This window comes from Clostridium thailandense (assembly GCF_019207025.1).
Classification (GTDB): Bacteria; Bacillota; Clostridia; order Clostridiales; family Clostridiaceae; genus Clostridium_AM; species Clostridium_AM thailandense.
On the sequence record NZ_JAEEGC010000171.1, the window covers coordinates 1 to 21,359 of the forward strand.

At 30.3% G+C, this 21,359-nt stretch carries 17 protein-coding genes; 11 read left to right on the forward strand and 6 right to left on the reverse strand.

What is annotated here, in order from left to right:
• Positions 1–196 precede the first annotated feature (196 nt).
• The 3 genes from gltB to pdaA form a co-directional block, all read right to left on the reverse strand.
• A complete protein-coding gene (gene gltB / locus I6U48_RS26050) occupies positions 197–4,648 on the reverse strand; it encodes a glutamate synthase large subunit (RefSeq protein WP_218323415.1) in 4,452 nt (1,483 codons plus the stop codon).
• 328 nt (positions 4,649–4,976) lie between these two features.
• Positions 4,977–5,390, reverse strand: coding sequence for an RrF2 family transcriptional regulator (locus tag I6U48_RS26055; protein WP_218323417.1), 414 nt, complete (start codon positions 5,388–5,390; stop codon positions 4,977–4,979).
• Between the two features lie 60 nt (positions 5,391–5,450).
• Positions 5,451–6,401, reverse strand: coding sequence for a delta-lactam-biosynthetic de-N-acetylase (gene pdaA, locus I6U48_RS26060; protein WP_218323418.1), 951 nt, complete (start codon positions 6,399–6,401; stop codon positions 5,451–5,453).
• Between the two features lie 86 nt (positions 6,402–6,487).
• Between pdaA and I6U48_RS26065 the strand changes: the two genes are divergently transcribed.
• Positions 6,488–8,251 carry an Eco57I restriction-modification methylase domain-containing protein gene (locus tag I6U48_RS26065; RefSeq protein WP_218323420.1) on the forward strand — a complete coding sequence of 588 codons (1,764 nt, stop codon included), beginning with the start codon at positions 6,488–6,490 and terminating at the stop codon, positions 8,249–8,251.
• Positions 8,252–8,394: 143 nt separating this feature from the next.
• Here I6U48_RS26065 and speE read toward each other — a convergent pair whose 3' ends face one another.
• Positions 8,395–9,222, reverse strand: coding sequence for a polyamine aminopropyltransferase (gene speE / locus I6U48_RS26070; RefSeq protein ID WP_218323422.1), 828 nt, complete (start codon positions 9,220–9,222; stop codon positions 8,395–8,397).
• Between the two features lie 526 nt (positions 9,223–9,748).
• Between speE and spoIIAA the strand changes: the two genes are divergently transcribed.
• Genes spoIIAA through sigF form a run of 3 tightly spaced genes read left to right on the forward strand, consistent with a single transcriptional unit; the run spans position 9,749 to position 11,291 of the window.
• Entirely contained in the window at positions 9,749–10,084 is a 336-nt protein-coding gene (spoIIAA, locus tag I6U48_RS26075; protein ID WP_218323424.1) for an anti-sigma F factor antagonist, read from the forward strand.
• A 13-nt stretch (positions 10,085–10,097) separates the two neighbouring features.
• Positions 10,098–10,526 carry an anti-sigma F factor gene (gene spoIIAB / locus I6U48_RS26080; protein WP_218323426.1) on the forward strand — a complete coding sequence of 143 codons (429 nt, stop codon included), beginning with the start codon at positions 10,098–10,100 and terminating at the stop codon, positions 10,524–10,526.
• 9 nt (positions 10,527–10,535) lie between these two features.
• Positions 10,536–11,291, forward strand: coding sequence for an RNA polymerase sporulation sigma factor SigF (gene sigF / locus I6U48_RS26085; protein WP_218323428.1), 756 nt, complete (start codon positions 10,536–10,538; stop codon positions 11,289–11,291).
• A gap of 69 nt (positions 11,292–11,360) precedes the next feature.
• Here the strand turns inward: sigF and I6U48_RS26090 are convergent, their stop codons facing one another.
• Entirely contained in the window at positions 11,361–13,724 is a 2,364-nt protein-coding gene (locus I6U48_RS26090; RefSeq protein WP_218323430.1) for a transglycosylase domain-containing protein, read from the reverse strand.
• 198 nt (positions 13,725–13,922) lie between these two features.
• Positions 13,923–14,450: a hypoxanthine phosphoribosyltransferase gene (gene hpt / locus I6U48_RS26095; RefSeq protein WP_218323432.1), complete on the reverse strand. Its 528-nt coding sequence runs from the start codon at positions 14,448–14,450 to the stop codon at positions 13,923–13,925.
• A 155-nt stretch (positions 14,451–14,605) separates the two neighbouring features.
• On the opposite strand from hpt, the gene hflX reads away from it, so the two are divergent.
• From hflX to I6U48_RS26130, 7 genes are all read left to right on the forward strand, one after another.
• Positions 14,606–16,393 carry a GTPase HflX gene (gene hflX, locus I6U48_RS26100; RefSeq protein ID WP_218323434.1) on the forward strand — a complete coding sequence of 596 codons (1,788 nt, stop codon included), beginning with the start codon at positions 14,606–14,608 and terminating at the stop codon, positions 16,391–16,393.
• A 188-nt stretch (positions 16,394–16,581) separates the two neighbouring features.
• The gene (locus I6U48_RS26105; protein WP_218323436.1) at positions 16,582–16,803 is read left to right on the forward strand and encodes a hypothetical protein; all 222 of its coding nucleotides are present in this window, start codon (positions 16,582–16,584) and stop codon (positions 16,801–16,803) included.
• Positions 16,804–16,931: 128 nt separating this feature from the next.
• Entirely contained in the window at positions 16,932–17,828 is an 897-nt protein-coding gene (locus I6U48_RS26110; protein ID WP_218323437.1) for a nucleotidyltransferase domain-containing protein, read from the forward strand.
• Positions 17,829–18,051: 223 nt separating this feature from the next.
• Positions 18,052–19,458 (forward strand): aminotransferase-like domain-containing protein, encoded by a 1,407-nt coding sequence (locus tag I6U48_RS26115; protein WP_218323439.1) that lies wholly within the window; start codon positions 18,052–18,054, stop codon positions 19,456–19,458.
• A gap of 29 nt (positions 19,459–19,487) precedes the next feature.
• Positions 19,488–20,132, forward strand: coding sequence for a HEAT repeat domain-containing protein (locus I6U48_RS26120; protein WP_218323443.1), 645 nt, complete (start codon positions 19,488–19,490; stop codon positions 20,130–20,132).
• A 33-nt stretch (positions 20,133–20,165) separates the two neighbouring features.
• Complete coding sequence (locus I6U48_RS26125; protein WP_218323440.1) at positions 20,166–20,813, forward strand: YigZ family protein; 648 nt, start codon at positions 20,166–20,168, stop codon at positions 20,811–20,813.
• A gap of 161 nt (positions 20,814–20,974) precedes the next feature.
• The coding region (locus tag I6U48_RS26130) for a YebC/PmpR family DNA-binding transcriptional regulator (protein ID WP_218323442.1) at positions 20,975–21,359 on the forward strand (385 nt) is incomplete at its 3' end.

Genomic DNA, 21,359 nt, shown 5'->3' on the forward strand with positions numbered 1-21,359 from the left:
GCTCGTTAAAAGTCATTTAGACTTTTAACCAATCAAATCTTCTAAGCTTTTTCTAAAATACTGAGCTAAGGTTGACTAAAAAGTTTTTATATGTGCTTTCAGCTTTGGAAACATATCCCTGCGTATAAGTTAAGTGTCTGGTGTGGCTATCTATACTTGATTGCAGTTTTTTATTATTTAAGCTTTGATGCTTGTCTTACTTAAGTTTGATTGCTTCTTCGTATATAGGAGAAGTTACTTTTAAGAAATTTTTAATGCTAGTATTCCAATTATCAAGTATTGTCTTAGCTTTTACACTCTTAGTATAGTGGTAGTGATCGTTAATGAGTTCTTTTAGTTTGTTGATATCATTGGAATCAAGTACAGGGGATATTTTCACGATTTCTTGGTTACACTTGCTTATGAAATCCTGATTTTCATCTAATATATAGGCAACCCCACCGCTCATTCCGGCACCAAAGTTTCTACCAGTAGTACCAAGAATAACTGCAGTTCCTCCAGTCATATATTCACAACCATGATTTCCGATTCCCTCAACTATGGCTGTAGCACCACTATTTCTTACACAAAATCTTTGTCCTACTTTTCCTGCTATAAATGCTTTTCCTGAAGTTGCACCATATAAAAGTGTATTTCCAGCAATGACATTTTCGCTAGGGCTAAAGGTAGCATTTTCATCTGGTAATAATATTATTTTTCCACCGCATAGTCCTTTTCCTAAATAGTCATTAGATTCTCCGTGAAGGATTAAAGTAAGTCCATTAACTGCAAAGGCTCCAAAGCTTTGGCCAGCAGAACCTTCAAATTTTGCTACAATAGTGTCTTCTGGTAGACCTTCATCACCATATTTTTTAGCAATTTCTCCACTTAACATAGCTCCTACAGTCCTATTAGTGTTTCTAACCTTAAATGTAAATCCAACCTTAGAGGCCCTTTCGAGAGCCGGTTCTGATAACTTAACTAGTTCTCTATCTAGTACAGTGTCAATGTTGTGATCCTGAGAAACAACACACTTTCCTACTATACGAGATGGCAGTTCAGGTCTGTGCAGAATTGAAGATAAATCTAAATTTTTCAATTTACTGCTAAGATTACCTTTAACTTTTAGCATATCGACTCTGCCAATCATTTCATCTATTGATTTAAAACCAAGCTGAGCCATTATTTCTCTTGCCTCTTGAGCAATAAAAGTTAAATAGTTTATTAGATGCTCTGGTTTTCCTTTAAATCTATTTCTAAGCTTTGGATCTTGAGTTGTAATTCCAACGGGGCATCTATTTAAAGCACATTGTTTACACATTATACAACCGAGAGATATAAGAGCAGTTGTAGCAAAACCATATTCTTCTGCGCCAAGCAATGCTGCTATAATGATATCCCTTCCAGATTTTAATTTACCATCTACTTGCACAGTAACTCTGCTTCTTAGGTTATTTAGCAATAGAGTCTGCTGAACTTCAGCAACTCCTAATTCCCATGGAAGTCCAACATATTGCATTGAACTTATTGGCGAAGCACCAGTACCTCCATCGTGACCGCTAATCATAATTACATCTGCATGTCCTTTTACTACACCAGCTGCGACAGTTCCTATTCCAGCTTCAGATACTAATTTTACTCCAATTCTAGCAGCTGGATTTACATTTTTTAAATCAAATATAAGTTGAGCTAAATCCTCTATAGAATATATATCGTGGTGAGGAGGAGGAGAAATTAAATCTATTCCAGGGACAGAATGACGAAATTTAGCTATTTCCTGGGTAACCTTATTACCTGGCAGGTGACCACCTTCACCCGGCTTAGCGCCTTGAGCTATTTTAATTTGGAGTTCATCACAATTTACTAGGTAGTTAGTAGTTACTCCAAATCTTGCAGAAGCAACTTGTTTAACTGCACTTTTTACGTTTTCTCCATTAGGTCCTAATTTATATCTATTAGGATCTTCTCCACCTTCGCCAGAGTTACTAGTAGCACCAATTTTATTCATAGCAATTGCTATTGTTTCATGAGCTTCTTTACTTAGTGAACCAAAGGACATACCTGATATTGTAAAACGCTTTAAGATACTTTCGACAGATTCTACTTCACATAAAGGAATTGATTCCCCATTTTTGAATTCTAGTAAATCTCTAATAGTAACAAACTTTTCATTTACATCATTGCTATAATCGAGATAGGATCTATAATGGTTGTTAATAGATAAATCTCTAAGGGCTTTTACGGCACTAGGTGTTAAAAGACGTTCATCTTTAGCATTTAGGCTATTGTCATTTTCATATATAGAACAATGTCTCTGGATAACTTCATTTGCAATGTCATCTAATGTGATGCCTGAAATTCTTGAAGAAGTATGAGGAAAGTATTGATTTATTACATCTACGTTTATTCCTATACTCTGAAATACCTGGGCACCATTATAGCTTTGGAGTGTAGATATACCCATTCTAGAAATAATTTTTAATAGTCCATCACAAATTGCTTTACAATAATTTTCAAAACCGTCATCTACGTTATTTATATTTTTAATATACTTCTCGTTTTCGATAATGTTTGATATTATATGATATACCATATATGGATTGATGGCTTTTGCGCCGTAACCCAGCAAAAGAGCCGTATGCATAACATCCCGTGTGTCACCAGTTTCTAAAATTAGGTCTACAGAAGTTCTTAATTTCTTCTGTATAAGGTGATTGTTAACAGCACTCAAAGCCAATAAACTTGGAATTGGTGCATTATACATGTTTGTATTTCGGTCACTTAATATTAAAATATTATGACCAGCTAGTGCACTATCTTCTGCACGTTTACACAAGTATTCCAAAGCTTCTTTTAAACCATTTTTACGGTCAGTTTCAAAGGTTATTGGAATAGTAATAGTTTTAAAGTCTTCATTGTCAAGGTGTTTAATATCTTCTAATTCAGAGTCAGATAGTATTGGACATTTAATTTCTATATACTTTCTATCAGTTTCGGTCTCTATTTCATCAAGAAGCTTTCCATGACTTCCAATGTATTGAGTCAATGACATTACTGATGACTCTCTTATAGGATCTATAGGTGGATTTGTAACTTGTGCAAAAGTTTGTTTAAAATAATTAAACAAAAGTTGAGGCTTATCAGATAGTACAGCTAAAGGAGAATCTAATCCCATAGATCCAATAGGTTCTTTTCCGGTATCAGCTATTGTGGCAATTATTTGCTTTAATTCAGCCTGTGTGTATCCGAACATTTCCTGTTTTAACAATAAGGTTTCTTTTCTCATTATTTTTGTCTCGTAAGACTGCTTTATGTCCTTAAGCGTTAGCTTATTTCTTTTTATCCAATCTTCAAAAGGCTTTGTAGTAGATATATTTTTTTTGATTTCATTATCATAAATTAGCTTTCCTTGAGAAGTGTCAACTAAAAGAATTTTTCCAGCATCGATTATACCTTTTTCGGATATTAAGCTATCATCTATATCAACAGCACCAGTTTCAGATGCCATAATAACCATATTGTCCTTTGTTACTAAGTAACGAGCTGGTCTTAATCCATTTCTATCTAGTGTAACTCCAACCTTAATACCATCTGTGAATGCAATAGTTGCAGGACCGTCCCATGGTTCCATAAGTCTAGCATGATATTCATAAAAGGCTCGTCTGTCGTTAGTTATAGCAGTGTTGTTTTGCCATGCTTCTGGAACAAGCATCATCATTGTATATTCCATAGAGTGTCCATTTTGAATAAATAATTCGAAGGCATTGTCTAGTGAAGAGGAATCACTTCCGTTTTGCTCGATTACAGGTAAGATTTTTTTAAAGTTTTCTCCCAAGGTTTTAGAATACATAACCCCTTCTCTAGCATTCATTTTATTTATGTTTCCACGGATAGTGTTAATTTCACCATTATGTGCAATATATCTGAAAGGTTGAGCTAGATTCCATGATGGAAAAGTATTTGTGCTATATCTTTCATGAACAATGGCAATTGCAGTCTCTACATCTGAATTTTGTAAGTCGAGATAAAACTCACTAAGTTTATGACCTAAAAGTTGACCTTTATAAACTATTGTGCTATCTGATAGGCTGCAAATATAAAAACTGTCTGTATTCAATCCTCTAGAATTTTCAATTAAGGACTGGACTTGTTTTCTAATAATTAACAGCTTCTGTCTAAATATATTTTTAGCTTGATTATTTCTATCTATAAAAACTTGGATAACTACTGGCATTGTAGCCCTAGCTGATTCTCCACAAGCCTTCTCATCTACTGGAACTTCTCTCCATCCTAATAATCTTTGGTCTTCTTGTTTTAATACTTTTTCAAATATTCCTTCGCAAAAAAGTCTTACGTGTGGTTCTCGTGGTAAAAATACCATACCAACAGCATAACTGCCAGGATTAGGCAGGGCTAGTCCGATCTTCTCCGTTTCATTTTTTAAAAAGTTATGAGGAATCTGTATCATAATACCAGAACCATCGCCAGTAGTTGAATCAGCCCCAACAGCACCTCTATGCTGCAGATTTTTTAGAATTTGTAAACTTTTTTCTAATATAGAATTTGATTTGACACCATTTATGTTGGCTATGAAGCCTACTCCGCAGCTATCCTTTTCCATATTAGGGTTATATAATCCTTGCTGCTCAGGAAAATTATTTTTACTCATAATAAGACCATCCCCTTCACAAAATAAAAGTGTAAATAAATACTTGTATGAATCAATAAAATTTATAAAATTCATTTTTCAGATTTATTGAGTGTTATGCAACATTGTATCACATATAAATGAGTATTAATAATCTCATAAAAACTTTAATCTAATGATTATAACTTGTGTAAATGTATACATTGTATTATAACTTTCTGAATTTTACGCATACTTACTTTTTTAAACATATATATCAAAAAAACTTAGAATTTTGAATATAAGATTCGAAAATCTTGCAAAATTCTAAGCTTTTTATATTAAATATCAATTTTATAACAATAGTTAACTAGACATTTCCATTTAATATATCATCAAAATTTATACTTTTTAAGTCATTAATTAAATTATTTTGAACCTTTGCTAAGGCAAAATGCACATCACATTTATCTGCTCTATTTAAATTACAGTAACTAGGATCACAAAGGCATCTGTTCATATATATTGGGCCATCTATTACCTCAATAACGTCCTTTAATGTTATGTCTTTTGGAAGCATATTTAGTGCATATCCACCATTGACACCTCTGTAAGATTTTATAATTTTTGAATGAGTCAATTTTCTTAAAAGCTTTAGTAAAAACCTCAAAGGAATATTCTCGTGTTGAGAAATAACTTTAGCTTCAACCTTTTTATCATAACCTAATTTTGATAAGTAAAATATAACTCTTAATGAATAATCTACTTCTTGAGTAATTCTCATAATATCTCTCCAAACATAATTGTGATATAATAATTTACTATTATATCACAATTATATTTACTATGGTAGTTTAGATAAAGGCTGCAGTTCATATCCATTATTTTTCCACTCTTTAATTATAGTGTCTAGTAGTTCGGTATTAGTTTTTGATACAGCATGTAGAAGTATTATTCCGCCATTATGAGTTCTATTCATAATGGTTTTTTTAGCACTTTCTGGGGATGGTTGGTTATTAATATCCCAGTCATGATATGCTGAACTCCAAAATATGGTTTTATAACCTAATTTCTGAGTATAGTAAAGAGACAATTCACTATATTTTCCCATAGGTGGCCTAAAAAATTTAGGCATTTTTTTGCCTGTAACATCTTCATAAGCTTTCTCAGTAACGTAAAATTCATTTTGAAATTTAGATGCATCCTTTGAGGCCACGGCAGCCATTGATGGGTGAGTGTTTGAATGATTACATACTAGATGTCCTTCATCAACCATTCTTTTTATTAAATCTTTGTTACTGTTTATATATGGAGTTGTAACAAAAAAAGCAGCAGTTACATTATTATTTTTAAGTACATCTAAAATCTTGGCTGTATATCCATTTTCATAACCTTCATCAAAGGTTAAGTATAAGACTTTTTTTGAAGTATCTCCTAAATAATAAGCTGAGTATTTGTTTATGAGATTAATTATCTCTTGAGGTTCACCTGAAGGTTCATTATTTTTTTTAGGTTGAAAGAACCAATTTTTTTCGGCTGTACTAAATCTAGAAACATCTATATCTTTTAATTTAGATTTGCTTTCAGAATCCTTTTGAGGTTCCTTTTTTTCTTCATTAATTTTGTTACTAACCTCAGTAATTTTCTCTTTTTTATTTTCTACAGTTTTGTTATCTTCAATTGAAGTTGAGACAGAAGTATCTAGTTTATTACTTTGTGATATAGAATCTCTGCTACTACAAGAAGAAAGTAAGAGTGTAAATATAGTAGTTAGTATAATAATTTTTTTATTCATGTATAATCACCTGCCAATCATATGATATACTTTATAATGTGCTTAATTTTCTAGTTTATACTTAATGAATTATGGAGAAATAAAAAATGTACGAAGAGTTTTTTGAAAAGATTAATGAACTTTATAATATACTCTTACAACCCTTAGATAACTTTTACAAGAATCTAGCCGTGAAGAACTATAAAAAAATGCTGAAAATTGACGAAAAATCTAGCTTTTCTGAAGAATATTGTAGATTAAAAGAGGGAGACAAAGAAAAAGGAATAATTTATACACCAGAAGAAATTGCACTATTTATTTTGGAAAACATAATAAATAGTGAAGAGATACTTAATAATCCATATTTAAAAATTGTTGATCCAGCATGTGGATGTGGAAATATAATTATACCTTGTTTTAAATATATAAAAAATATATATATAAAAAATTTAGATTTGATAAATAGAAAACACAATATGAAACTAACAAGTGATAACTTAGATAAACATATTATATATAATAACATATATGGATTTGATATAGATGAAGATGCAATAAAAGTTTTAAACATAGATTTATTTAATGTTAGTAATAATGTATATGAAAAAAATTTTAAAGTTAAAGATTTTTTAATAGATAAAATAGATGAAAAATATGATATATTTATTGGTAATCCGCCATATATAGGGCACAAGTCAATAGATAGAGATTATTCTAAAATTCTTAAAGAAAAGTATAAGGGAATATATAAAGATAAGGGAGATATATCTTACTGTTTTTTTCAAAGTTCGCTAGAAAAGCTTACGGAGAAAGGGAAGCTATCGTTTATTACATCTAGATATTTTTTAGAATCTCCTAGTGGAGAAGAATTAAGAAGTTTACTTATGAGCAAAATTTCTATATATAAAATAGTTGATTTTTACGGAATAAGACCATTTAAAAAAGCAGCAATAGATCCTGTAATTATTTTTTTAAGCAAAGATTTAAGCAAAAATGAAAAAATAGAAGTTATAAAGCCTAGAGAGGTTAAAGGAAAGATTAAAAAATCTTTTTACGAATCTATTTTTTTAAATAAGGGTGAGATGAGAGGTTGTAAAAAGTTCTTCATAGATATTAATGATTTAGATAAAGGCGGCTGGAGTTTAATAGAAGGTTCGGAAAAGAATATAGTAAAAAAAATAGAAGAAAAAAGTTTTGACTTACTAGGAAAACTATGTAGAACGAATCAAGGAATAATAACTGGATGTGATAAGGCTTTTGTTGTTGACTATGAAACTATAGTAAATGAAAATATAGAAAAGGATATCATAAGACCCTGGATTAAGAATAGTTATATACACAAAAATAGTATAACAAGAGAAAATAAATATATAATATATTCTAATTTGATAAAGAACCTAAAAAGTCATCCTAATGCTATAAATTATATTGGAAAGTATAAAGAGAAGCTTATAAATAGAAGAGAATGTAAAAAGGGGCTAAGACTTTGGTACGAACTTCAGTGGGGAAGAACTCAGGAAACATTCGAAAAGGAAAAAATAATATTTCCATATAAGTCAAATAGCAATAGATTTGCTCTAGATAAAGGAAGTTACTTTAGTGCAGATGTATATTCATTAACATTAAACAATCAAGATATGTTCTCTTATGAATATTTACTGTACATACTCAACAGTAAACTATACGAGTTCTACTTTAAAACTTTCGCCAAAAAACTTGGAGAAGATTTATTTGAGTACTACCCTAATAATCTTAACAAATTACGTATTCCTTTGATTGAAAATTTAACAGATTTTAAAGATGAAAGTCTGTTGTATAAATTTTTTGATTTAACAGAGGAAGAGATTAATATTATAAATAATAAGGAATAAAGCTAATTCGCACTATAAAAATTATGCGACGCAAAATTTTTTCAGAGGACAATTGACAGAGGACAGAGGACAATGAAGGTTGCTTTTCTTCCTCTGTCAACTGTCCTCTGTCCTCTAATAAAAATTATTGCTTCGCATAATTTTTATTTTGTTAAATTTTCAATAAACTTTGGAAGAACAAAGCATGCCTTATGTAGCTTTTTAGTATAGTATTTAGTTTCTATATCTATAGTATTTGATAAATCTACATTCTCTGGATCGTGTTTTTTTGAACCAACAGTAAAGCTCCAAAAGCCACTTGGATAAGTTGGAATACCAGCCATGAATAATTTAGTAACAGGGAATACTGCTTTAGCATCTTCATAAACACGTTTTACAACATCTGGAAGATAGAAAGGAGTTTCAGTTTGTGCTATAAATATTCCGTCTTCAGTTAGACATTCAAATATTTCTTTATAAAAGCTACCACCAAATAATCCTTCAGCAGCACCAAAAGGGTCAGTGGAGTCTACGATTATAATATCAAACTCATTTTTATGTTCATGGACATATTTTATTCCATCTCCAATAAATACTTCACATCTAGAGTTTCCTAGTGCACAGCTTATTTCAGGAAGAAACTTTTTACATTCATCGACAACATCTTTATCTATTTCGCATAAAACGGCTTTTTCCACTGATGGATGCTTAAGAACTTCTCTAATAGCACCTCCATCACCACCCCCAACTACAAGTACTTTCTTTGGGTTAGGGTGAGTAAATAGAGGAATGTGACTTATCATTTCATGGTAAACATATTCATCTTTAATTGTAGTTTGAACTATTCCATCAAGTACTAACATTCTACCGAAAGCATATGTATCAAGTATAGATAAATCTTGATATTGAGTTTTTTTAGTAACAAGTGTTTCTTTTATTTTGTAGGTCATAGCAGCGTCTTCTATCTGACCTTCTTTTAACCACATATCCATAGTAATAACCTCCTTAGTATTTTAGAGCATAAAAAGTTTACAAAGTTGCATAAAACTTCGCATAAAACTAATTCACATAATTAAACAAGTAATATTATAGCAATGATTTGATCAAAAGACAATTAATTTATAGTCATACATAGCGTATAAAGTTTACCTTTATATGCTAAAAATTATTTAAATATGTATATAAAGTTGTTAATATGTCAAAAATAAATTTTAGGAGTATTTATATGAAATGCAGGAAAATTATTACAAATGTAGAATAATAATTTAAGTACAACATTATATGCATGTACTTAAAAAATTATTACATAATTATAAAAAGAAGGGGGGGAAGAGTGTCTGGCTCGGACTATGTAGATATTCTACATATAACTGTAATTGTCGTAAAACACAATTGCAGCCACATCACAACTAAGTCATAGGTTATGATGTGTAAAATTAAAGTTAAGAAAATAGTCTTAACGCTAAAATCATTTATGACATATATTGTAATTTTGATTTTAGTAGAGCGGAGAGGAATATGGATTTAGAATTTAAAAACAAAGATGACAAACTTATAATTTATATGACTGGAGAGTTAGATCATCATAGTGCAGAGGAAGTAAGAAATAAAATTGATGATAGGCTAGATAGGGATAATATTACAAAATTAATTATGGATTTTTCAGGTGTAAGTTTTATGGACAGCTCTGGAATAGGTGTAGTAATTGGAAGATACAAGAAACTCAATATCAAGAAAGGCAATATATGCGTAAGCAGAGTTAAAGGTTCTGTAAAAAGAGTATTTGAATTGTCAGGCATGTTTAAAATAATAAAGCTTTACGACAGCATTGAAGAAGCAATTGAGAGTATTTAAGGGGGGATTATAAATGTACGAAAATATGATGAAAATAGAGTTTCAAAGTAAGTCACAAAATGAAAGCTTCGCTAGAGTAGCGGTAGCTGCTTTTGCATCTCAACTTGATCCTACGATAGAAGAACTAACAGATATAAAAACAGCAGTATCAGAGGCAGTAACAAACTCTATTATTCATGGATATGAAAATAAAGATGGTATAGTAAAAATTGAAGTTCATATAAAAGATAATGAGTTAACAATATTGGTAGAAGACAATGGTATAGGAATAGAAAATGTTGAACTTGCTATGCAGCCTCTATATACTTCTAGGCCAGATTTAGAAAGATCAGGAATGGGTTTTACAGTTATGGAAACCTTTATGGATAGTTTAGAGGTAGAATCTGAGAAAAATAAAGGGACAAGATTGACAATGAAAAAGATTTTCAAATCTTTGAGTTAGGTGAAAACTATGAGTGAAGAAGCAGTAAAAAGTATAAGCCATGATTATGATAAGAATGTTGAACTCATTAGAGTGGCTAAAGAAGGAAATAAGGATGCTTTAAATAGGTTAATAGAGGTTAATTTGCCGCTAGTTTCTACCATAAGTAAGAAATTTCTAAACAGAGGATATGAATATGAGGACATATTTCAAATTGGATGTATGGGATTAGTTAAGGCTGTAAATAATTTTGATGAAAAATACAATGTTAAATTTTCTACATATGCAGTGCCTATGATACTTGGGGAGATTAAAAGGTTTATTAGAGACGATGGTATGATAAAGGTAAGTAGAAGTGTAAAAAATACTGCAAAAAAGTTACATTATGATAAAGAGGCTTTAACTAAAGAGTTAAATAGGGAACCTACTATAGAGGAATTATCTAACTATTCGGGAATAAATACAGAAGAAATTATATTTGCAATAGAGTCTGCTAATAGTCTACAGTATCTATATGATACAATACATCAAGATGATGGAGCACCTGTACTTCTGATAGATAAGATAAGTGAAAACCCAGAAGAAGATAATGAAATGATAGATAGAATTGCACTTAAAGAAGCATTAAAAAGCTTGGATAGTAAATCTAGGCAAATAATCATGCTTAGATATTTCAAAGATAAAACTCAGGTTCAGGTAGCTAAAATGTTAGGCATAAGTCAAGTTCAAGTTTCAAGAATTGAGAAGAAAGTTTTAAAGACTATGAGGGAAACCTTAGATGGATAGATAGAAATATGTAAAAGTAAGATACAAATCAAAACTTTAGTTTGCATCTTACTTTTATTGTTTTTAAGATTAAGGAGATTTTGAGCTGGTACCTGCATTATTATTTTTTGAGTTGTTCTCGTCAATATTCTGTGGCTTAGTATCAGTAGAAGGTTTTTCAGTAGTAGGAGAATTAGGTGGATCACTATTTTTAGTATTATTATCAGGCTTATTTTTATTATTACTGTCCTTAAAAGGTTTTAATAGATTATCAATAATAGAATTACTTTTATAGTGAGCATGAGAAAGATTACAATATTCTGTTGGTTCAGTTCCGCTTATAAATAATTCGTTATATACAGAGCTGCCTGATGGATCTCCATAACAAAGAGAAGTGGCTAATTTACCAGATTCCTCGCATATAGGAATACTTACCACACCAGAAGGAGCTTCTAAATCCTTTGGCTCTAAATTTGCATGAATTGGTTGCATTATAGATGCCCAAATTCCAGCAGCTGTATTACTAGATAATCCGTTTTCATAAGAATATTTTTCATCATCACCTAATGGATTTTTATCGTCATTTCCAATCCATACTGCTGCTGAGTAATATGGTGTAAGACCGCAGAACCATAAGTTTTTTTTAGTACCAGAAGTACCAGTTTTTCCTCTTACTTGCATAGAGCCGAAGTTAGCATTTGGACCTGTGCCTTCAGGACTAACAGGACCTTTTAAAAGATCAAACATTATATAAGCACTTTCAGGAGATAGAATTTTCTTAGTCTTAGCAGTACTTTCTAGCAAAACTTTACCGTTTCTATCTACAACTTTGAGATAAAGCTTAGGAGATGTATAAGTACCTTCATTTCCAAAAGTTCCATAGGCTGAAGCCATAGTTAAAGGATTTGTGCCTTGCGTAAGCTCACCTAAGGAAAGTGATGCTAAGCTTATTTTATCTTCAGGGGCTAGATTTAGACCAAACTTTTCTGCATATTCAATTCCTGTTTTTAATCCAATATCATTTTCAAGTTTCACGGCTACAGTATTCACAGAATGTGTTAAAGCAGTTCTTAAAGTTAAATCTTTACCATATAATCCATATTCACCACTATCATTTCTAGGATATTGATTGCCACTTTGTCCATACATTTTTGCAACATTTTCAGGCAAGGGAGAATCCTCTATTGAAGTTGCAGCAGTGGCTTGCTTTGAATCAATGGCAGCACTGTATACTGTTAAAGGCTTAATACTAGAACCAGGTGGCATTAGATATCTGTCAGATGCGGCTCTATTATATGATAGTGGTGGATGAGGACCTCTTCCTCCTATAATTGCCTTTACCTCTCCAGTATGGTAATCCATTATTACAGCAGAAGCTTGTGGTTGTATTATTCCGTTTTTATCTGTATGAGATGTAATACCAAAATAGCTGTCATCATCCAAAATTTTTTGCGTGCTATCCTGAATGCTTTTATCCATAGTAGTATATATTTTTAATCCACCATACATAAGTATATGTTGAATTTCTGTGTCGCTATAATGATATTCAGATTTCAAGTCCTTTTTTATTTGATCTATAGCAGGTAGTGAAAACCACTCATAATTAAGTCTGCTTCTTGATGTTGAAGGAGGTTGGAAAGTTAATTTTCTGCTATTTAAGTCAGTTAAAGAACTATTATATTGTTCTTGAGTGATATAACCGTTTTCATACATTTTCATCAAAACCGTTCGAGTTCTGTTTAAATATATAGAAGGATCCTTTTTGGCTGAATTTGAAAAAGGATAGTATATAGATGGACTTTGGGTTATTCCTGCAATAAAAGCACATTCAATTAAGTTCAAATCTTTTGCTTTTTTGTTGAAATATTGTTCAGATGCAGCTTCAACTCCCCAAGATTTTCCACCTAAGAAGATTGTATTCATATAAGCTTCTAAAATTTGGTCCTTTGTCAAATATTTTTCTAACTTCAGTGCTAAGTACGCTTCTTGAATTTTTCTTTTAAAAGACACTTCAGAAGATAAAAGAGTATTTTTGAGAAGTTGTTGAGTTATGGTTGATGCGCCCTGTATAGATGAGCGACCACTAAGTTTGTTTTTTATATTTATATATACTGCTCCTGTTATTCTTCTTAAGTCAATCCCATGATGTTTATAAAATCTTTCATCTTCAATGCTTACAAAGGCATTTTTTAGATTCATAGGCATATCCTTTGATGAAATAACAGTTCTCTCTTCATTTGTAATTACTACGTCCATAAATTGATCTTTATTGTCATACAGAACTGAGGTCTCATTTAAAGTTAAAATTTGATTTATGTCTAATGCAGGAGCATTTTTAATTATAGCAAACACGGCTCCGGCAGAAACTATAAGTGCTATTATGAATAGACTCAATATAGAGATAACAGTAATTTTTAGAGCTGTATAGGGAGCCTTTTTACGACTTTCACCCATAATTATCCTCCTTATTTTTCTAGGTCTATTTAGTAATTTTTAAACTATTATAACATAAACTACATTAATTATGGAATAAAAAATGGAAAATTGAGTAAATGTTACACATCTAAATATACTTAATAAAATTTGAAAAAGCAAATAAAATAAAAACTGCTGTGCTTTAATAAAAAACAGCAGTTTTTACAAGAAAGATTCCTAATTTTCTTCCCAATTGAATACATATGGCACGTTTCTATAGTAATCTCCATAATTTAATCCGTAGCCTACAACAAATACATCTGGTATTTCGAAACAGCAGAAGTCTGGTTTTACATCTACCTTTCTTCTTTCAGGTTTATCTAATAATACGCAGCATTTGACACTTGAAGCACCTAGTGCTTTTATGTGACCAATTACAAAGTCCATTGTTATACCTGTATCTACTATATCATCAACAATAAGAACATCGTAGCCAGTGATATCATCTGGTATATCATTTACAACCTTTACACAACCTGAAGACTCTTCAGAGTGACCATAGCTTGAAGTTGTCATGAATCCTATTTTAGCAGAAAGATTTATTTCTCTAACTAAATCAGCTGCAAATATAAAGCTTCCTCTTAAAAGGGATAATACATAAAGATTTTTACCAGTATACGTTTGGCTTATTTCTTCACCCAATTCGTGTACTCTTTTAGCTATTTGTTCTTGAGTTATTAATATGTTTCTCGCTTTCTCTTCCATTGCAATCCTCCAACTAATGCATATATTTACAATATTGCTTTTATAGTATAAAATTATATGAAAGTTGTCAAGTAGACTTAGTTAGTGAGAGGGGTTGTAGTATTTAATGTATTGATTTATCAATTTACTGGAATAATAAATTTGGAGATGATGCTATGATCTATGGAAATACTGAAGGAATAAGGAAGTCAATATTAGAGATATTAGAAAAATTATATGATATAAGAATTTCAAGAAATAGTGTATGCAATGAAGAATTAGTAGATATACTTTGTAATGTTACTCGACACCTAAACAGAGAGGTTAGTGTAGCTATTGATAGAAAGGGTAATGTAATTAGTATTGCGGTAGGAGACAGTACAACTGTGGAGATGCCGGAGATAGACATAAAAGATAAAAAATTATGTGGTATCAAGATAATACATACACACCCCAATGGAAATTCAAGGCTTTCTGCAGTAGATATATCTGCTTTATTAAAGCTTAGATTAGATTGCATGGCTGCAATTGGTGTTAATGAGAATGGTTATACAGATGTTACACTTGGATTTTGTGATATAGAGAATGATTTACTAGTTGGTCAAATGACAGAGCCATTAAGTATAGCGCAATTATTGGAATATAATTTATTAGATAAAATAAGTTATATAGAAAGTTTAATGGAAAGTGAAGAAATAATAGATGATGATAGTGAAAGAGCTATACTGGTTGGAATAGAAAGTGAAGAAAGTATTGAAGAACTAAGAGAGCTTGCTAAAGCTTGCAATGTAAATGTAGTTTATAAAGTACTGCAGAAGAGGTCAACTATAGATTCCGCTTTCTATGTAGGAAAAGGAAAAGTAGAAGAGATAGCACTTTTAAGGCAAACATATGGAGCTAATGTTATCATTTTTGATGACGAGTTATCAGCGTCTCAAGTAAGAAACCTTGAAGAAAATATAGGAGCTAAAGTTATTGACAGAACCACCTTGATACTTGAGATATTTGCAAGAAGGGCAAGAAGCAAAGAATCAAAAATACAAGTAGAACTTGCTCAGTTAAAATATAGGCTGCCTAGGCTTTCTGGACTTGGAACTGTACTTTCAAGAACTGGAGGAGGTATAGGAACAAAAGGACCAGGTGAAAAAAAGTTAGAAGTTGATAAAAGACATATAAGAGAAAAAATACATGATTTAATGAATGAATTGAAAAAGATAAAATTAGTCAGAGAGACTCAAAGAGAAAGAAGAATAGATTTACCTAAAATATCATTGGTTGGATACACTAACGCAGGTAAATCAACTCTTAGAAACAAGTTATGTGAAGTTGCTATGCCAAAAGAAGCAACTCAAAAAGAAAAAGTATTTGAAGCAGATATGCTTTTTGCAACTCTTGATGTAACTACAAGAGCAATTGAACTTCCAGACGGAAGAATATCTACAGTAACGGATACAGTAGGCTTTATAAGAAAACTTCCACATGATTTAGTAGAAGCTTTTAAATCTACATTAGAAGAGGTAATATATTCTGATTTGCTTTTACATGTAGTAGATATTTCATCTGAAAATTCGGAACAGCAGATTGATGCTGTTAACGATGTGTTAGTACAAATAGGTGTGAAAAACAAGCCAATTATGTTGGTGCTAAATAAGATAGATAAGACAACAGAGGAAAATGTAAAATATATAGAAGAAAAATATAAAGGTCTAAAGATTATTAGAATATCTGCAAAGGAAGAAATAAATCTTGATTTACTATTAAATGAAGCTTCTAAACTTCTTCCCTATAAATTAAAAGAAGTAGAATATATTATTCCATATAGTGATCAATCTATTGTTGCGTTCCTTCATAGAAATGCAAAGGTTCAAAGTGAAGAATATAAAGAAGAAGGAACATATATTTTAGCACTAGTAGATGATGAAGTTTATAATAAAAGTAAAGAATATATGATTAGTCATATGTAAAATCTTTATATATTGTTAAAAATAATAGAGAGGTGTAGTGCAGCCTTGCATTATACCTTTGTTTTATATGATGCAAAAATTTATTTTAGAGAATTATAGAATATAGTTGCAGATAACTTAAAAAATACGAAAAATATCAATATATAAGATATCAATATATAAACCAATGTTAAGGAGTAGTGAATAAATTGGAAAAAGTTTGTCCATTGTGTAATAAAATGAAAGAAATAAATTTAGTATGCGATAAATGTGATGGAGTTATGTTAGATATAGGCAGAGTTCAAGATTACTATGATCCTTATGGTCCTCAAGATCCTATAAATGATGCGGATGATTACTGTATCCATTTATTTAAGTGTAAAAAGTGCAATAATAAAAAGAAGATTAATATAGATAAAATAAATACGTAAGTATTGAAAGAAATTATTCATTTATGCAATTTTGCTATTGTAATTACACTAAAATTTATTATATAATAATAAAAAATTCAATCTTCAATTAATTCTTATTAATTAAAAAAAGGGGGATAATTATTAAAATGGAAAGAACTATCTTGCAATATCAAAAAGCCTTTAATAGTATAGTTGAGAGATTAAAAAGTAATCAATCGGTTCTAGCAGTTATGGTTTTTGGAAGTATGGTTACTTGTGACTTATGGGATGAGTCAGACATAGATCTTTTTGTTATACTTGATAAGAAAAATTCTGAAATAGAAAATATTTATACTGAAGAAAAAGGTATACCTGTCCATATAAAACTAATGGGTAAGAATAAATTTTTACAACTTCATGAGGAAGATTTAAGAGGAGGATTTATTCATAGAATATTTGCATCTTCAAGACTTGTATTTTCAAAGGATGCGGAAGTAACTTCAAGATATGATAACGGAAGATATTATCCTGACTTAGATAGAGAAAGATGGAATATGGTCTATCTAGGTAAGTTGTTGAAAAATATGGGCGTATGTAAAAAGTATTTATATAATGATGGGATTCATACTGCTTATACTGCAGCAGTAAAATGTGTAGAAGAGTTTGCAAAATTATACGTTAACTCTTCAGGATATATGATAAGTAAAGATGCTATGACTATGGCTATGAACTTAAATGACAGTTTTAGAAAATGTGTAGATGAACTATTTTTTAGTACAAGTAACAAAGAAGAAACTATAAATAAAACCCTTGCCTATGTACAAAAAAATATAGATGATACTATTAGAAATTTGATTAATATTTTAATTGATTATATGAGGGAAAAAGATAGTTTCCTTAGCTCAGAAGATATAAAAAATGATAAATTATTTTATAATTATGATATAGATATGGAAGAAATATTAAATAAGCTTTGGGGAAAAAATTTAATTAAGAGAGAAACAAGAGATTATAAAACTGAAGATGGTAAGATTATATTTAAAGAAAATGTATACTTTATTTAAAAATTATTGTTAAAATAATAATGTATATAGAGTTTGTTAAAATAAAATTGAAATTATAATTTTAACTTTATTTGACTTTAAAAATTTTTTTGTTTTATATTATATAGATGTTTTATTTTAACAAACTCTATAAAATCAATATTATTACTGTGATAAACGAACTTAAATTTTATGATTATAAATTTAAGTTCGTTTAATTTTTGAAACTGTGGAGTAAAATATTATGAAAAAGTACTTTATTAATGTAAATGAAGAAGAAACACCTAAGTATATTATAATCGAGAGACATATAAAAAAATTAATTGACAGCAATAAGATAGAGGATGGAGAGAAGCTTCCTTCAATAAGGGTCTTAGCTCAGCTGCTCGGAGTAAATAATATTACTGTGGTTAACGCATATAAAAAGCTTGAGAATGAAGGTCATGCTGTTCAAAAAATGGGCAGTGGAACTTATGCAAAAAGAAAAGATATTAATAGGAACTTTAAAAGAGAGTATTCGGAAACTTTAAAGAAAATATCAGGCAATTTGCAAGAATATATTGATTTTACAGGAGAAACACCTTCAAGTAGTTTTTTTCCTGTAAAATTATTTAAAGATGTATTAAATAATGTTTTAGATAGAGATGGTGCTGATGCTCTTATATACCAAGAAGCTTTAGGATATGAAGGGTTAAGAAAAAGCATAAGCAACGTTTTTTGGAAAAATAGAATAAGAAGCAATGATATATTAATAGTATCTGGTGCTCAGCAGGGAATAGATATAGTATCTAAGGCCCTAATAAATACTAATGATAGCGTAATAGTAGAAAAGCCAACATACAGCGGAGCATTGTCCGTTTTTAAATGGAGAAGGGCCGACATATTTGAGGTTCCAATGGGAGAGGATGGAATAGACATTGTAAAGCTTGAAAAGATATTAAAGAAAAATACTATTAAGTGTTTTTATACCATGAGTTATTTTCAAAATCCTACAGCTGTGAGTTACAGTGAAGAAAAGAAAATACAAATTTTGAAATTAGCTGATATATATGATTTTTATATTATAGAAGATGATTATTTATCAGAATTGATTTATGACGAAAGTATGGTTTATAAAAGTTTTAAAAGTTTGGATAAAAATGATAGAGTTATATATATAAAAAGTTTTTCAAAGATATTCTTACCGGGGATAAGAATAGGATACTTAATACCACCAGCAAATTTTAAAGAGAGTATTCAAAACTCAAAGATAAATACAGATATTTCCACATCTAGTTTGATGCAAAGAACTTTAGATTTGTACATAAGAAAAGGTTTTTGGAAAGAATATATAGCTAATATAAGAGTTTTATATAAGAATAGATACATATATATGGAACAGTGTTTAAGAAAGCATTTAGGAGATAAAGTTGATTTTATAAGTCCTGGTGGAGGGCTTCATTTTTATATGAAAATAAAAGATAGTTTAAAAATCAATTCTATTACATTATTTAGATTGGCCAAAGAAAAAAAAGTTTTATTAACTCCAGGTATACTTTTTTACAAAAGTCCTTCAGATGGAGAAAAATATTTTAAATTAGGGTTTTCGCAAACTGACGAAGAAGGTATTGAAAAAGGTATAAAAATAATAAATAATTTAATGGAAGTATAAAGGTGGTGATCATACTGAGTGGAAAAGGAATGCTTCATGTAGATTGGCAGGATATTAATAATTATACTGATGAAGATATAACTTATTTCTTATTTTTAGAGGGAAAGTCTGTAGAAAGTTTATGTAAGATAAGAAAACTAAGTAAAGAAGTCATACAAAAACATATACTAGATGGTAAAATAAAATACGGAATTTTGGCTAAAAGCGATGGCATTCAAGCTCTTTTTCATACAATATCATCTTCAGGAAAACAGGATAAAGTAGAAACGCTGAAATGTTTAGATATAGATAATAAATTTAAAATGATTGAATTTATAAAAAATAATTATGTACATATGAAAACTAAGGATAAGGAAAACGCCATATGGATAACAGGTGAAATTGGGGACAAAGAAAGTTTAAACGTATTAATGAAAGCATCGGTACATAATCATGTGAATGTGAGACGTATGGCGGTTTCAGCTGCAGGGAAAATTGGTGATAAGTGTATGGAACCGCTGCTTATTAGAGCACTGGAAGATAGCAATCCACAGGTTGTGATGTATGCCATAAAAGCACTAAAAAAGATAAAAAGCGAAAAGGTCATTGATAAAATGAAAGAGCTTTCTACAAGTTCACAAAAAGATTATATAAAGAAAATGGCTAAAGAGTATATTGAAGAAGTTAATATTTAAAGCAGAATGGTTATTTGGAAGGTTGGGATCAATATGGGTTATTTTACCATAAAAGATGAAGCAAGTTCACAGTTTGAAGAAAAAAAATCTATATTTATTGGTCATATTAAAAGGGTTTACACCGAAGATGAAGCTAAGAGTTTTATAAACAAAGTCAAAACTGACTATAGAGATGCAAGGCATAATGTTTATGCATATGTTATAGGACAAAACATGGGAATACAAAGGTATAGTGATGATGGAGAACCTCAAGGAACGGGAGGAATTCCAGTTCTTGAAGTTATAAAGAAAAATGAAATAACAGATGTAGTTATAGTAGTTACAAGGTATTTTGGAGGAATTTTACTTGGTAAAGGAGGGCTTGTAAGAGCCTACTCTAAAGGGGCAGCGATGGCTGTAAATGATGGAGGAATAGTAGAGAAGGTTAAGGGTGTTGTAGTAGATATCATTCTCGATTATGATATGCTTGGAAAAGTTCAGTATTTATTTGAACAAAAATTGTGGTATGTAGAAAGCACTGATTATACTGATAAAGTAAGATTAATGATGTATTGCCCTGTGGATAAACTGAAAGATGTGGAAAGTTCAATTATAGAAGTTACTAATGGAAAATGTCAAGTGATTGTAGGGGATGAAGAATATTATTTTAAATTTGACAACAGATTATTCAAAGAAAGTTAGATAAAACTTATGAATTTTAATATTTGTATCTATGAGGTTTTGTGTGATATAATAATTTAGGTGTTTTGTCAAGTTAAAACATATAATTTTTAGGTGCTTTTTAAATAAAGCCTAATTTATAATAAATATTATACAAACTCATAAGTTAGGAGGAAATTAAAATGTCAGGACATTCAAAGTGGCATAATATACAAGCGAAGAAAAGTAAAACAGATGCTAAAAGAGGTAAAATCTTTACTAAAATAGGTAAGGAAATAGCAATAGCATCTAAAACTGGTGGTTCAAATCTAGATACAAATAGTAAGTTAAGAGATGTTGTTGCTAAGGCAAAAGCTAATAATATGCCTCAAGATACAATAGTGAGAGCAATTAAAAAAGGTGCTGGAGAAATGGAAGGTGTAAACTATGAAGAAATAGTTTACGAAGGATATGGTCCAGCAGGAGTTGCAGTTATAGTTAATGTTTTAACTGACAACAAGAATAGAAGTGCAGGAAACGTAAGGTCAGCTTTTACAAAGTGTTCAGGAAATCTTGGTTCTACTGGCT